The organism is Sporomusa sphaeroides DSM 2875, assembly GCF_001941975.2.
Lineage (GTDB): Bacteria > Bacillota > Negativicutes > Sporomusales > Sporomusaceae > Sporomusa > Sporomusa sphaeroides.
This window is the reverse complement of the sequence record NZ_CP146991.1, coordinates 2,866,159-2,878,941: the sequence shown is the minus strand read 5'-3', so window position 1 is coordinate 2,878,941 and position 12,783 is coordinate 2,866,159. Positions and strand designations below refer to the sequence as shown.

Here is a 12,783-nt window from a genome sequence, read left to right as displayed (position 1 = left end):
GAGTATCACTGCTAAAGACAGGAAAGAGCCATTGGAACAAGGTATGCGGAGAATATGTGGTAGTTATGTTATATTGGAATAATAAATACCCAGAGAGCCGCATTTTTCTGCAGGCTCACATGTGAGTCTATTTCTATGTGAAAATAATAGATGCAATTTGATAAGTGAAAAATTATAAAGGATGGTAATTACAATGGAAGAAAAGAAAGGACCGCTGGGTATTCCCAGACGTATTTGGATTCAATTGTTTTTTCTGGCTTTGGGCTATGCGTTTTATTCTGCAAACAGACTGGCCTTCGGCGTCGGTCTTAAGTCCATCGCAGCCCAGTTCGCCTTGACCGCCATGCAGGTAGGTATGCTGGGTACTATCTTTACCCTTGGACAAGCGCTTATTGATATTCCTGCCGGTTATTTGTCCGACCGTTTGGGCCGCAAAAGAATGCTGCTGCTCGGCATGTTCGGTATTGGTTTTGCGACGATGGCCGTTACTACTGCCAACAGCTTCCTGGCTGCAGCTACCTGGAGATTTTTGTTTGGAGCTGCTGAAGGCATCTGGAACATCGTAATGTATTCAGTCGCAGGTTCTATATTCCCGGCCAGTCGTGCAATGATTAACGGCTTAATGATGACTTTTTACTCGGTAGGGGCCTATGTTGGACCCAGCTATTATGGGTGGACGCTGGAAATGAACCCCGGCAATTGGGGAGCAGGCCTGCTCAGTATGGGTGCTACGACGGTTTTATTTGCCTGTGTTCTTATTTGGGGACTTAAAGCTAAAGACACCGACGTTTCCAAGGATATTAAAACCATGCATATTACTGAAGCACTGCGGACTGTTGGTACTAATCGTGGCGTCTGGCTTGCCGTTCTTGTCCAAATTTTAAATGTTGTGCCGTATTGGGGCTTTGCTGCTATGGGTCCATACCTCTTCATGTCCTTCAAGGGTTTCTCGGCTACGATGGCGGGACAATTTTTTGGTATTATCTATGGTATCGGTGGCTTGAGTTCGGTGGTATTAGGACACTTTGCCGATAAGTTTGGCCGCAAGCCTGTTATTTTGACAATGGCAATTTTAAACGTCATTTGCGGCTATCTTATTTTCCATGTTATTCCCAACGACAACCTGCCTGTTTTGTATCTGGTTGGCGGTATGATGGGAATAGGCCTGCATGCCCTGTACATTCTAGGTTACACCATTGGACAGGATGCGGTGGATGCCCGTCAGGTAGGTCTGGCAACCGGCCTTGTTGGTGCGTGCATGTATTTTGCTTCCTTTTTCTCCGGCCCGGCGATGGGATATCTCAGCAAGGCATATGGCTACATGGCTGCTCTTGACATAATTGTAATAGGCTTTGAAGTTGCGCTGGTCGTAGTGGCTCTGCTCATGCGGGAGACGAAGCAGAAAGTGTTACTAACTATTGACTCGATAAAGTGAAGGACTTACCTTTGATCTCCCGCAGGAAGCAGCACTGAGGAGTAGAGCAAATGCTCTGCTCTTTTTAGTTTGTCCCCATTTCCTGCGTACAACGCAGCAGCAAAGATGTTTATTTTTGCTTCTTAAATCAAATTGTGATAAGATAATCTAAAACCTAAGGGATAATATGGAATGATGTGCGGTGCAAACAGCAATTGCGGTTTATTTAGCTTGTTTCAGCATATATTATAGTGACATTATGTTTAGGCGGGAGATTGTATGCAGAGATACCGTTCAACAGGGCAGTACCAGGAAGCGGATTCAGTAATAGAAGTTCAGCAGAGGCTTAGCTGCTGCTTTACGAACGACACAGCAAATTCTGTACAACTAAGAAGCCCGGTTGTCGGCAATGAATTGCAGCAGCTTGCAGAAACGTTTCAGCTGATTTGCAAAAAGATAGGCGCTCTTGACAGCACCACGCCGGAAGTCATACAGATTGTCGGGCAGATAACTTCTATCGCAAAAGAAATACATGAGCTGACAGGATACGAAGTCCCGACAATGAAAAAACCATAATTCTTTTGTCCTAAAGCCAGCATGTCTGGCCGGCTATTTGCAGCATTGGTCTGGCTGGCCGAAGCAATAAATTTTATATAAAAGCCAGGAAAATGCACTTTGGATAGCAGGTGCATTTTTTTATTTGGCAATATGCCAAATAAATTGATAACAATGCCACAGCATTCCGTATATAGTGAAACCATATTTCCGGCCTTAGGGTTTAGAGGGTTAATTTTTTAAACTGGGAGGGCTTTAAAGCCGGAATGGAGAATTATGCTTAATGCCAATTAACGTTATCTCCGTTATTCGTCAGGGGCAGGAGGCTGACAGTAACGGTAATGTTATTGGCAGGAAAGGGTGTTAGCAAAGTTTATGCACAATTATCGAAGCTTTACATTAACAGACAGATTGGACCGGTACTGGCAGTTAGGCTATGCAGGGCTACTCTTTGCCGGGCTTTTATTTTTCGTCTCATGTGCCTTTTATAAGGAAATGTGGTTTGATGAGGCGTATACCGTAGCTATGGTCAGACATGATTTTTTTAGAATTTGCGAAATCACAGCCCGTGATGTTCATCCACCTTTGTACTATATGCTGGCCAAGCTGGCGTCCTTGGTCTGGGGGCAGGATATTGTGGTTTACCGGCTGGTGTCGGTAACCGGGATGCTGCTGTTTGTGCTGCTGGGCGTTAGCCATATCCGCCGGCTGTGCGGTGACCGGGCGGGTCTCTATTTTACCTTTTTTGCCGTATTTTTACCGGTGATGCTGGAGTATTCAGGGGAAGCCAGAATGTATTCGTGGGCCATGTTTTTTACAACCGGTGCCGGGATATATGCTTATCTGGCCTACCGGCAAAATCAATGGTACCATTGGGTATTGTTTGCAGCCTTGTCGCTGGGCAGCGCTTATACCCACAATTATGCTCTGCTTGGTGCTTTTTTTATTAATCTTAGCCTGTTGATTGCGGTTTTTACCAGGAACCGATATTTGCTCAAACCCTGTCTGTTGACAATTTTGGCCCAGATAATTCTTTATTTGCCGTGGCTGTTTGTATTAATCAGCCAAATAGTTGCGGTGACCCAGGAATACTGGATTGTCATCAATTATCAGCATCTGCTCAGGGATTTGCTGGTGTTTTATTTTGCTGAAAACCTGCCGTCACTTGCTATCAAGCTGCTGAGTTTTGGCTGGCTGGCGGTATGCGGTTTTGGGTTGTATACGGCTGTTAAAGAGAAGAAGCACTATACGGGAATTGCACTTAACAGCCTGGCTATTTATCTGGCCGTGCTTGGTCTGGCGCTCATTTTGTCCCAGGTAAAGCCTATTTTCATAACCCGGTATTTAATGCCAAACTCGGGATTTTTATTTATTGCCCTGGCCTGCGGGCTGGCTGCTGTCAGGCGGCAAGGTGTGGCTGCTGTTTTATGTACAGTGATTTTCATTGCTTCATCAGCGAATTTTTATTTGCATTATGATAAAATTTACAGTCCTCAAAACAATGCTTTGCGGGCTGATGTCACTTACAGCCTCAAGCCTGACGATATCTTTTTGTACACAGACATTCATCCGGCAGGGATTTATATGGTTGCCTTCCCTCAGCATCAGCATTACATGTTCTTTCCGGGCGGGCAGGAGGAGTCTAAGCCTAATCCCTTCCAGCCGGAGCTTAGATTTATATATGATTTAAATGCCCTGGCAAGCTACCAAGGGCGAATTTGGTTAATCGAAGGTGCCAATTCCCAGCTATTGTACGGTCATTTGGGAAAAAGCGAGCCGGTGTTCAAGGTTATTGATTTTGCCCGTGTTTACGATATGCCCTATTTAAGCCACAAAGGCTTTGTGTTTGTCGGATCACTGCTGCAAAAAGAACCGGGGCCTGTGCCGCCCTTGCCTGCGCAGGAGTAACACAGAAGGAGGTCTGACTGATGAAACCATTAATCTCCATTGTTGTGCCTATGTACAACGAGAGCCAGAATATAGACTGTTTTTATCAAAAAATAGCTGAGGTCATGGGTGCTTTGACGGCATATGACTATGAAATTATCTGTATCAATGACGGCAGCACTGATAATACATTGGAGAAAATTGAATTGCTGGCAGATAAAGATAAAAAGGTCAAAATAATTGAACTGTCCCGGAATTTCGGCAAGGAAATTGCTCTGACTGCAGGTATTTTTGAAGCCAAGGGCGATGCCGTCATCCCCATTGATGCCGATTTGCAGGACCCGCCGGAACTCATCCCGGCGTTAATCGAAAAATGGCAGGAAGGCTATGATGTTGTTTACGCTACCAGGCTGGTGCGGGAAGGGGAAAGCAGTTTAAAGAAAGTGACCGCCTTCCTATTTTATCGGGTTATGCGCCGTCTTGCCAAAGTGAATATACCCCCCGATACCGGCGATTTCCGGCTTATGACCAGGCAGGTGGTGGAGGCGGTCAACCAGTGCACCGAATCCCACCGGTTTATGAAAGGGCTGTTTAGCTGGGTAGGCTTCAGGCAGACCAGCATTCCTTACCTCCGCAACCGCCGCCACAAGGGCATAACCAGTTTCAACTACTGGAAGCTTTGGAATTTTGCTTTGGAGGGGATTACCTCCTTTTCCTTTGTGCCGCTGCAGCTGGCAACCTATGTGGGGTTTCTGACAGCTTTGTTTTCCGGCGTATATATCGCCTATATTATTGTGAAAACCTGGCTGTACGGCGATCCGGTGGCAGGTTATCCTTCCATGATGGTAGCCATCTTCTTCTTTGGCGGCGCTCAGTTGATGACCCTGGGGGTCATCGGCGAGTATATCGGCAGGATTTATAATGAGTCCAAACGCCGGCCGCTGTATTTTATCAGAAAAAAGACTAATTTTTGATACAAGATGACGGTTTGTAGGACGAAGGGGGCGTTTTGCGCTTTATGAAAAAGTGCAAAGCGCCCCACTGGCTTCATATGTATTTACTACCGGTCAAAGAACGGGCTTTTGCCGGTTATACTAAGCGGAATTCCATAAGCTATTTTGACTTCTTCTGCAAACAGGCCAATATTGATGGCGGCTTTACCTATGCTGAACATAATCCGGTTATCGGCATGATGCAAAGCAGCGGTATTAGCTGCTGAGCTCAGGGCTATTCCCAGATCTCCGGTGCTGATAGCACACATCCCTGTACCTTGTGCACACTCTGCACAGTTAGCATAACCACAATAGCCACAGGGCTTGGTTCCTAATGGTTTCACTTTTTGTCCTAGCAATACAACTACCGGTGACTTATCAAGGCAATTGGCATCACGTTCGAAAAATTGTGCGCCTGATTCTTGAGCAATACGCCGCATTTCTGCTGATAGCTGTTCTTTTTCTTGCCCGTTTACAACCAAAGTTACCAGATCATCAATTCCCCGCGCTTTGGGGGCTGTTCTTGCCGCAACGCACATCAGACAGGCAATCTGCTCAACTGCGCGTTTCTCAGCCTCTTGACTACTAATAATCATCACAAATCCTCCATTCTTTCTGCAAAGTACAGATAAACAAATTAGCAATTCCTTTTCATAACAGGTCTTCTCTGATATAATAGTAAACCATAGGATATATTTGAGCAACTACGCACTTAATTGTATCATAGTATCTTTTGTATACTGTACATTGTAATTATAACTAAAACTATTGGAGTGACCGCACATGATTACCTTCAAAAATGTCCAATATCAGTGTTCGATGGAACTAACACTAGACCTTATTGGCGGCAAATGGAAAGCTTTGATTCTCTGGCATTTAGGGGAAAACACCCTGCGATTTAGTGAGTTAAAAAAGACCTTGCCCAAAATAACGCAAAAAATGTTGACCCAACAACTGCGGGAATTGGAAGCCAGCGGACTGGTGAAACGATTCATATATACACAAATTCCGCCGAAAGTAGAATATTCTCTTACGCCAGCAGGTAAAAGTCTCTTGCCGATATTAGATACTTTGTGTCAATGGGGTCTTACCTATGCTAATACAGCAGAACCGATAGCGCCCCAAAAGCACAATGCTTCCTGCAAGCGGTAGTCAGCTAATTTCTTTTATGTGTTGGCCGCAGCTAGAGGCACTGGCGCCTGACAAATTTTCTTGCTGCGGTACATACTGGATACGATACCGTATTGGGGATAGTTTACAACAAAAAAATGGCAACCGGCAATTTTGATATGCCGGTTGCCATTTTTTGTTGTTGCACGGAACTTTTAGAGCGACAGCCCCTTGCTCTGGTTTGCCGGCTTAGGTGATGGAGAGTACGAGTTCAATCGAGCCGGAGGTGAGAGTAATAGGAATCCGGTAGCCACTCACGCTGGCGGAACAGACCTGAGCAGTCTGAGGTTTAAGGTCGAGTTCTAAACCTCTGTCCGACATATTGATTAAGAAAATACCGTTATGCAGATTCAAAAACTCGGCCACACTGTCTTTCGCCAAATCGTCAACCTGGGATATTTCTTCCTGGCTAAAACGGGTGGCAAGGTCAATTAGTGATGAATCGCTGAGCACTAAGGCCGTAGAGAGGGTATGATCACCAACAGCTTGCTGGGATATAATCCAGCCTTCCGGCTGCTTGGGCAGCGGCACAGGGCGGGACAGCAGCGGCCGGTCGTTAAGGAACCGGACGATATTTTTTAATAACAGGGCCACATAGTCATAATGCAATCGGCCTATTTCATCTTGCGAAAAGTCGAGGAATAAGGGCACGATTTGGTCAATATCGGCGCTTTGTAAGGCCTGCAATTGCCCTTGTGACAGTCCGGTGTCCTGTTTAAAGTTTTCGAGAGCGGTTTCCAACTGACTGAGTGTAAGACAGTTTCTATCAAGAATAGCCTGATTTAAGCCTAAATGGCGGCTGTTTTGCTGACTAAGCAGGTTGTCAAGCTGTGGTTGGGTAAGGTAGCCTTTGCTTAAAGCAATTTCGCCGAAACGGCGGTCCATGGTTCGCTGCAGCTCATGCACCTCTTCAATTTGAGCCGCTGTCATTAGCCCCGAGTTGAGAGCCAATACGCCAAGCTTTACATGGGTGGATTGTTCATAAGACAGCAAATCACAAAGCTGATCGGCTGAAAGAATGCCTTTATTGAAAAGATATTGGCCAAAATATTGCGTAAACATGCTTGTCTCCTTTACTATTCAGAATAGCCGATAGCCTTGGCAATCTGGTCTCTGGTATAGGGCTTTTGAATAAAATCAGTTGCGCCGTGTTTCAGTGCCTCCAATACCTTGGTTGAGGTGCCGGTGGATGACAGCATGATAACTTTAGCGCATTTATCAAGTGTTTTAATTTGTTTAAGTGCTGCCAAACCGTCTAATTCAGGCATAACAATATCCATAAAAACTGTGCCTGGTTGATGATTTTTAAATAATTCTACACATTCGGCCCCGTCTTTAGCTTCATACACCTGGCAGTGCATTTCTTCCAGCAAATCACGAAGTTTTTTGCGAACAAGCATGGAATCATCACAAATTAACACCTTGGAAATACAAGAATTCACCAGAAAAACTCCTTTCATTACAATGTAATCTTTAACATATATTCTAAAGATTTCCGGCAAATCCTGCAGTTCATTTATTTTAATATGCTAGATATTCCGCGTTTTGCTCCTTAATGAAATTGTGTAAAATAAATAAAAAATAGGAGAGATAATATGTAAAAATGGTCAAGAAACCGAGAAATATGGCTATGCAGCGGCAGATATCGCCAGGCTGGAAGCGGCCGGTGCTGTTAAATGCTTTCAGGGTGAACTGTAAATTATCAATTGATATACAATATAGCGGCCGGCGGAAAAATCCGCCGGCCTTCTTGCAGCTTATCCCTATGTCTTCGCATTATTTACTTGCAGGAGACTTCTCCAAAGTAAACAGTTCATCAATTTTTTCGCCCATAAAGCTGTGGGCGTCTGTTAGTGCCTGATTGTAGATATGCGGCCCAATGTTTTTTACGATGAAGTCAAGCAGCAGTGTGGCAGCTAATTCTGTAATTTCCTCCTCTCGCTCATTAAAGTAGTAACTTTTTATAGCTTCAATAGATTCTTTCTGCTGCTCTTTGGTGAGTTGCAGGGGTTTCATAATTTACCTCCGTATTATAATTTAATATTGGCCGTCCGGCATACCGGTAACAGGCAGATATACTTTTCGGACCGTTTTCTATCCGCAGTAACTAAAATCAATAAATAAATTGACAGAATAGTAAGTGCTCGTATAAAATCTATATATAGATGTATATACTGTGGTTTTACCCAGTATTCCGAAGGAAGGTTTATTATGAGAAGTCGTGAAAATCTAATTCCTGTATATTATCGTTTGGCCGAAGATGTAAAAAAACAGATTGAATCCGGTGAATTAAAGGACGGAGACCTTTTGCCAACAGAGGCGCAACTGGGGGAAAAATACGCCATCAGCCGGATGACAGTGCGGCAGGGGCTTGCTTTGCTGGCGGAAGCGGGACTCATTGATACCGTTAAGGGCAAAGGCAGTTTTGTGACCCGGCCCCGCCTAAATCAGCTGGTTATTGATCTTAAACATAGTGCAGCCAACAATGGGCAGCTGCGCCCCAAACTCCTGGCCGTTAATCTAATCCGCAACAATCCGGAATTAGCCAATGACTTGGGGTTTACCGGAGAATCCAATGTGATAACAGTAAAACAGCTTTTATTTAATGAGAGCATGCCGGTGGCTATTGAAGAAAAATTTTTGCGGTACCAAAAAGGCAAGCCCTTATTGGAAACTCAGCTGGAGTACGCTGATTTTCCGGAACTGATTGCCAAACATCAGGAAAGTGTGCCGGTTCGCAATGATATGGTGATATCGGTGGCAGCGTTGTCAGCCGAACAGGCGAAACTGCTGGAGGCGGACGAAGCATTGCCGGCGCTGGTAATCAAGCAGGTTATTTACTCGAAAGACGACATCCCGCTGGGGGTCTCTGTCACGCTTTGCCATAAAGACCGGTTTGAATTAAAGGCGACTTCCTATCCACTTTCAGGGAGGTTATAAATTATGCTGAAAATCCAGAAGATGCTAGTTGGTGCCATGGCCAGACTGGATGAAGCCATGGTAATGAACCTGGTGACGCAAGGCCTTAAGATGGGAATCAATCCTTATGTGCTGCTGGAAGAAATCCGGCAGGGCACTGACAGGGTGGGTGAGCTGTACAGCAAGGGCGAGTACTTTTTGTCAGATCTCATTATGGCTTCCGAAATATTTAAGGATGTGCTGGCACTGGTAAATCAGGATAGGGTTGTTAACGCCCGCAAGATTTATCCTACTGTTATTTTTGGTACGGTGGAAGATGATATTCACGATATTGGCAAAAATATTACAACAGGTATTATGCAGTATAATGGTTTTGGCATCTGTGATTTGGGCGTAGATGTGCCTGCCAGGAAATTTGTTGAGGCCGTCACCTTGCATAACAGCCGGGTTGTATGTTTAACCGGGCTTATTACTGACGCTTATGACTCTATGCGTGATACGGTAGTGTGTCTGGAAGAGGCGGGGCTTCGTCCAATGACTACTGTTATTATCGGCGGCCTGGTAAATGAAAGTGTGAGAAAATATACAGGTGCTGACTATTGGGCGACTGATTGTGCCAAGGTCGCGGAACTTTGCCGTAATATCCTGGTTGCCGATAAGCAGATTGTGTAATTGTTATATAAAGGAAGTGGCAGAGGATGGGGACGGCGATACTGGCATGCCAGACACTCAGAGATGAGCTTAAACTGACCATTAAAGAAACCGGCGTAAGTTTTCCTACCATTTATGTTGAATCAGGGCTGCATAATACCCCTGAATTATTACACAAAAGAATTCAGGAAGAAATCAATAGAATTGATAATATTGATGTAATATTACTATTATTTGGATACTGTGGCAATAGTTTGCTGGGTATTAAATCAGATAAAGCCAAACTCGTAATTCCTAAGGTTGATGATTGTATTCCGCTGCTCTTAGGTTCCTGCGAAGCCAGAAAAAATATATCCAAGGAAATGGGAACATATTTTTTGACAAAAGGCTGGCTTGATTATGAGAATAATTTATTGCGCGAATATGACCGTTGTATTGAGCGGTATGGGCAGGTTAGAACCTCAAAGATAATGAAAATAATGCTTGGCCATTATAAGCGGTTTATGTTGATAGATACCGGAGCATATCCGGTAGAGGAAGTACTGCCCCGAACACAAGCATTTGCCGAACGTCTTACCATGCAGCATGAGGTGGCGCAAGGCTCCCTGCGTTTATTCCATAAGCTGCTGACAGGTCCCTGGGATGAGGAGTTTTTGGTGCTGGAACCGGGAAATGCCGTTACTATGAGCGATATATGCGGCAGTAGTGACGGACAGTCTCAAGTTAATCTTCCGAAATCTCTATAATTACCAATGACAAATACAAACAGAGCAGAAAAATATACTTTTGTGGTTACCTGGGAGGTAGCCTTTTTATTTTGCCATCTCTTATCCTTGCGGTGAGGTGTGACGCAACAATGTTATCCAAAAGGGACAGGTGATCAACTATGGCTATTGTTTAAAATTAAAAGAAAAGTCAAAAAAATATTGACAAGTCAAGTGTCACAGATTATTATATAGATGTATATACAAGATAACCGGACATAGTTACAACTACTTGTTTTATGGTATTCATTCTATAGTGGATGAGCGTACTTAAGTCTGCTTTAGCTGGTACCCATAATGGCACTGCAATTGCATTGGGGTAAGGATATTCGGGAACATCTAAGTCAAAGGAGTGCAGGGTATGAAACTTGAGGATGTTATAGAAGCTGCCGATATTTTTCGTGAACTTAATGTGTTTGATTGCTCCGTTATGGTATGTGATACTGAGGGACGCATCCTTCATTATTCGCCGGCAGAAACATTTTACGCTGAGGTCAAAATTGGTGAAATTGCCAAAGGCGGGGCTATGCTGGAATGTATCAAGACCCGTAAGAAAGTAGTGGCTTCGCTGCCTAAGGCGATATACGGAATTCCATGCAAAGCCATTGTCAGGCCCATATTTGATGAAAATCAGCAGTTTATTGGCATAGTCGGCGCGGCTATAAGCATGCACACCCATGAAATTCTGCAAAATGCCGCGCAAACGATTGCGGCAACTTCTCAGCAATTGAGCGCAACAGTTGAAAATCTTACAACAACAGCCGGCCAGCTTTCCGGGGATCTTGCCCAGGTTCGCCTGGACGGAGAGAAAGTTCTGGCAGACATTCATAAAACAACCGATATTTTACGGTTTGTCAGCGACATTGCCGCCAACTCTAACCTGTTGGGGCTTAATGCTGCGATTGAAGCAGCAAGAGCGGGCGAACATGGCCGCGGCTTTGCCGTTGTCGCGGAGGAAATTAGGAAAATGGCTGTTAACAGTGGAAATTCGGTCAAAGATATAGCTGCCATACTTAGCACCATACAGCAGGATACTACCAATGTAGTGGAGGTTTTAGTGAAAACTGCGGCATTGGGCAGCACACAAGCCGTTTCTACAGGTGAAATCTCGGCATCCATGCAGCAGCTGGCCGCGACTGCGGCTGATATACAGAAGGTTGCAGACTCTGTGTAAGATAATTAAACATTTGGGGAGTGGGATGAAATGAAAGATGTAATGACTGCAGAAGAGAGACTGGTGGCCTCAATTAATCTTCAACCGGTGGACAGGGTAGTCTGTGCACCTATTATTGAGCAGTATGCGGGACAACATGTGGGGTTAACCAACAAAGAATTCCTCTGGAACTGGGACAAAGCCCAGGCGGCTATCCACAAGGTATGGGAGGATTACCCGGTATGGGATAGCAATGCCTACATGCTGCACGGAAGAATTGGGCCGGTAGCTACGAAATGCGGCCCGGGCCAATTCAGAATGCCTGGCAAAGAACTGGAGGAAAACGCCCAATATCAAATCCATGAATATGAGGCAATGACCCGTGAGGATTACCCTCTGCTGAAAGAAAAAGGCTGGGCCGAGTATCGTATGACTTTTCTTGAAAGAATTCATAACGTAAGTCGTGAGGAAGTGCTTGCCGGTCAGCAGGAAATGGCAAAACTGCGGCAAGATGAGATCGATCGCAGCCTGGCACGCGGTCAGAGCTTAACCTGGGGAGCCATCATGGGTACGGTGCCGTTTGATGCCTTATCTATTGTACGCTCCATGGAACGTTTTTATAAAGATATGTATCAAATCGGGGATCAGGTGGAAGAACTGCTATGGATTATTAATGATGCTGTGATTGCCGGCAGTGAGGCGGCAGCCAAGGCAACCGGGATAAACCGCATATTTGTCGGCGGGGTAAGAGGCGCCGGCCAGTTCATTAATAAGAAAAACTTTGAACGTTTTGTCTGGCCGCAATTGAAGGTTATGGTTGAACGGCTGGTGGAAAAGGATATTGTTCCTGTTCTTCATTTTGATGCTGACTGGACCAAGAATTTAGAATACTTCCTTGACCTGCCTAAAGCTAAATTTATCCTGGAATTGGACAGTGCGACAGATATCTTTAAAGCCCACGAGATACTTAAGGGGCATTGCGCCATCAAGGGGGACGTAAGCCCGGCATTATTTACCGTTGCTGCTCCCAGTGAGCTGGACGAATACGCGAAAAAATTAATTAACACCTTCCGCAATGGTGAAGGGTTGATTTATTCATCAGGCTGCAATCTGCCGATGAATGCCAAACGGGCCAATGTGGATGCCTTCTTTGCCGCAGTGGAGAAATACGGCCGTTATAATTAACCTGTATTTTGCAAAACAGTTTCACCATGCGTGGAACTGTTTTGCCCTGTTTCGGGGTTATTTTTCTTTACAGGAATATTGTCGTAATATGCC

General features: G+C 44.8%; 14 protein-coding genes. 10 read left to right on the top strand and 4 right to left on the bottom strand.

Features of this window, described 5'->3' with window-relative positions; genetic code table 11:
- Positions 1-193: 193 nt before the first annotated feature.
- The 4 genes from SPSPH_RS13570 (at position 194) to SPSPH_RS13555 (ending at position 4,830) form a co-directional block, all read left to right on the top strand.
- Positions 194-1,435, top strand: a complete 1,242-nt coding sequence (locus SPSPH_RS13570; RefSeq protein ID WP_075756657.1) for an MFS transporter — start codon at positions 194-196, stop codon at positions 1,433-1,435.
- 258 nt (positions 1,436-1,693) lie between these two features.
- Positions 1,694-1,990, top strand: a complete 297-nt coding sequence (locus SPSPH_RS13565) for a hypothetical protein (RefSeq protein WP_143559009.1) — start codon at positions 1,694-1,696, stop codon at positions 1,988-1,990.
- 354 nt (positions 1,991-2,344) lie between these two features.
- A complete protein-coding gene (locus SPSPH_RS13560) occupies positions 2,345-3,877 on the top strand; it encodes a glycosyltransferase family 39 protein (RefSeq protein WP_143559010.1) in 1,533 nt (510 codons plus the stop codon).
- Between the two features lie 20 nt (positions 3,878-3,897).
- Entirely contained in the window at positions 3,898-4,830 is a 933-nt protein-coding gene (locus SPSPH_RS13555; protein ID WP_075756660.1) for a glycosyltransferase family 2 protein, read from the top strand.
- Positions 4,831-4,916: 86 nt separating this feature from the next.
- On the opposite strand, the gene SPSPH_RS13550 is transcribed toward SPSPH_RS13555, so the two are convergent.
- Complete coding sequence (locus SPSPH_RS13550; protein ID WP_075756661.1) at positions 4,917-5,444, bottom strand: ferredoxin domain-containing protein; 528 nt, start codon at positions 5,442-5,444, stop codon at positions 4,917-4,919.
- A gap of 187 nt (positions 5,445-5,631) precedes the next feature.
- On the opposite strand from SPSPH_RS13550, the gene SPSPH_RS13545 reads away from it, so the two are divergent.
- Positions 5,632-6,000 (top strand): winged helix-turn-helix transcriptional regulator, encoded by a 369-nt coding sequence (locus tag SPSPH_RS13545; RefSeq protein ID WP_075756662.1) that lies wholly within the window; start codon positions 5,632-5,634, stop codon positions 5,998-6,000.
- Between the two features lie 207 nt (positions 6,001-6,207).
- Here the strand turns inward: SPSPH_RS13545 and SPSPH_RS13540 are convergent, their stop codons facing one another.
- The 3 genes from SPSPH_RS13540 to SPSPH_RS13530 form a co-directional block, all read right to left on the bottom strand.
- Positions 6,208-7,080, bottom strand: a complete 873-nt coding sequence (locus tag SPSPH_RS13540) for a hypothetical protein (RefSeq protein WP_075756663.1) — start codon at positions 7,078-7,080, stop codon at positions 6,208-6,210.
- Between the two features lie 14 nt (positions 7,081-7,094).
- A complete protein-coding gene (locus SPSPH_RS13535) occupies positions 7,095-7,460 on the bottom strand; it encodes a response regulator (protein WP_233139083.1) in 366 nt (121 codons plus the stop codon).
- Between the two features lie 334 nt (positions 7,461-7,794).
- Positions 7,795-8,034: a DUF2164 domain-containing protein gene (locus SPSPH_RS13530; RefSeq protein WP_075756664.1), complete on the bottom strand. Its 240-nt coding sequence runs from the start codon at positions 8,032-8,034 to the stop codon at positions 7,795-7,797.
- Positions 8,035-8,229: 195 nt separating this feature from the next.
- Between SPSPH_RS13530 and SPSPH_RS13525 the strand changes: the two genes are divergently transcribed.
- The 5 genes from SPSPH_RS13525 (at position 8,230) to SPSPH_RS13505 (ending at position 12,690) form a co-directional block, all read left to right on the top strand.
- Positions 8,230-8,958, top strand: coding sequence for a GntR family transcriptional regulator (locus SPSPH_RS13525; protein WP_075756665.1), 729 nt, complete (start codon positions 8,230-8,232; stop codon positions 8,956-8,958).
- Between the two features lie 3 nt (positions 8,959-8,961).
- Positions 8,962-9,609: a cobalamin B12-binding domain-containing protein gene (locus SPSPH_RS13520; RefSeq protein ID WP_075756666.1), complete on the top strand. Its 648-nt coding sequence runs from the start codon at positions 8,962-8,964 to the stop codon at positions 9,607-9,609.
- A 26-nt stretch (positions 9,610-9,635) separates the two neighbouring features.
- On the top strand, positions 9,636-10,334 hold the full coding sequence (locus SPSPH_RS13515; protein WP_075756667.1) for a DUF1638 domain-containing protein: 699 nt from the start codon (positions 9,636-9,638) through the stop codon (positions 10,332-10,334).
- A 379-nt stretch (positions 10,335-10,713) separates the two neighbouring features.
- Positions 10,714-11,526, top strand: a complete 813-nt coding sequence (locus SPSPH_RS13510; RefSeq protein WP_075756668.1) for a methyl-accepting chemotaxis protein — start codon at positions 10,714-10,716, stop codon at positions 11,524-11,526.
- Between the two features lie 30 nt (positions 11,527-11,556).
- Positions 11,557-12,690: a uroporphyrinogen decarboxylase family protein gene (locus tag SPSPH_RS13505; protein WP_075756669.1), complete on the top strand. Its 1,134-nt coding sequence runs from the start codon at positions 11,557-11,559 to the stop codon at positions 12,688-12,690.
- Positions 12,691-12,783: the final 93 nt, after the last annotated feature.

What these genes read in the sequence shown, in the direction of transcription:
- SPSPH_RS13525 (WP_075756665.1), top strand. Translation starts at nt 8,230, where the DNA reads ATGAGAAGTCGTGAAAATCTAATTCCTGTATATTATCGTTTGGCCGAA.
- SPSPH_RS13540 (WP_075756663.1), bottom strand. Translation starts at nt 7,080, where the DNA reads ATGTTTACGCAATATTTTGGCCAATATCTTTTCAATAAAGGCATTCTT.
- SPSPH_RS13505 (WP_075756669.1), top strand. Translation starts at nt 11,557, where the DNA reads ATGAAAGATGTAATGACTGCAGAAGAGAGACTGGTGGCCTCAATTAAT.
- SPSPH_RS13550 (WP_075756661.1), bottom strand. Translation starts at nt 5,444, where the DNA reads ATGATTATTAGTAGTCAAGAGGCTGAGAAACGCGCAGTTGAGCAGATT.
- SPSPH_RS13530 (WP_075756664.1), bottom strand. Translation starts at nt 8,034, where the DNA reads ATGAAACCCCTGCAACTCACCAAAGAGCAGCAGAAAGAATCTATTGAA.
- SPSPH_RS13560 (WP_143559010.1), top strand. Translation starts at nt 2,345, where the DNA reads ATGCACAATTATCGAAGCTTTACATTAACAGACAGATTGGACCGGTAC.
- SPSPH_RS13565 (WP_143559009.1), top strand. Translation starts at nt 1,694, where the DNA reads ATGCAGAGATACCGTTCAACAGGGCAGTACCAGGAAGCGGATTCAGTA.
- SPSPH_RS13570 (WP_075756657.1), top strand. Translation starts at nt 194, where the DNA reads ATGGAAGAAAAGAAAGGACCGCTGGGTATTCCCAGACGTATTTGGATT.
- SPSPH_RS13515 (WP_075756667.1), top strand. Translation starts at nt 9,636, where the DNA reads ATGGGGACGGCGATACTGGCATGCCAGACACTCAGAGATGAGCTTAAA.
- SPSPH_RS13520 (WP_075756666.1), top strand. Translation starts at nt 8,962, where the DNA reads ATGCTGAAAATCCAGAAGATGCTAGTTGGTGCCATGGCCAGACTGGAT.
- SPSPH_RS13510 (WP_075756668.1), top strand. Translation starts at nt 10,714, where the DNA reads ATGAAACTTGAGGATGTTATAGAAGCTGCCGATATTTTTCGTGAACTT.
- SPSPH_RS13545 (WP_075756662.1), top strand. Translation starts at nt 5,632, where the DNA reads ATGATTACCTTCAAAAATGTCCAATATCAGTGTTCGATGGAACTAACA.
- SPSPH_RS13555 (WP_075756660.1), top strand. Translation starts at nt 3,898, where the DNA reads ATGAAACCATTAATCTCCATTGTTGTGCCTATGTACAACGAGAGCCAG.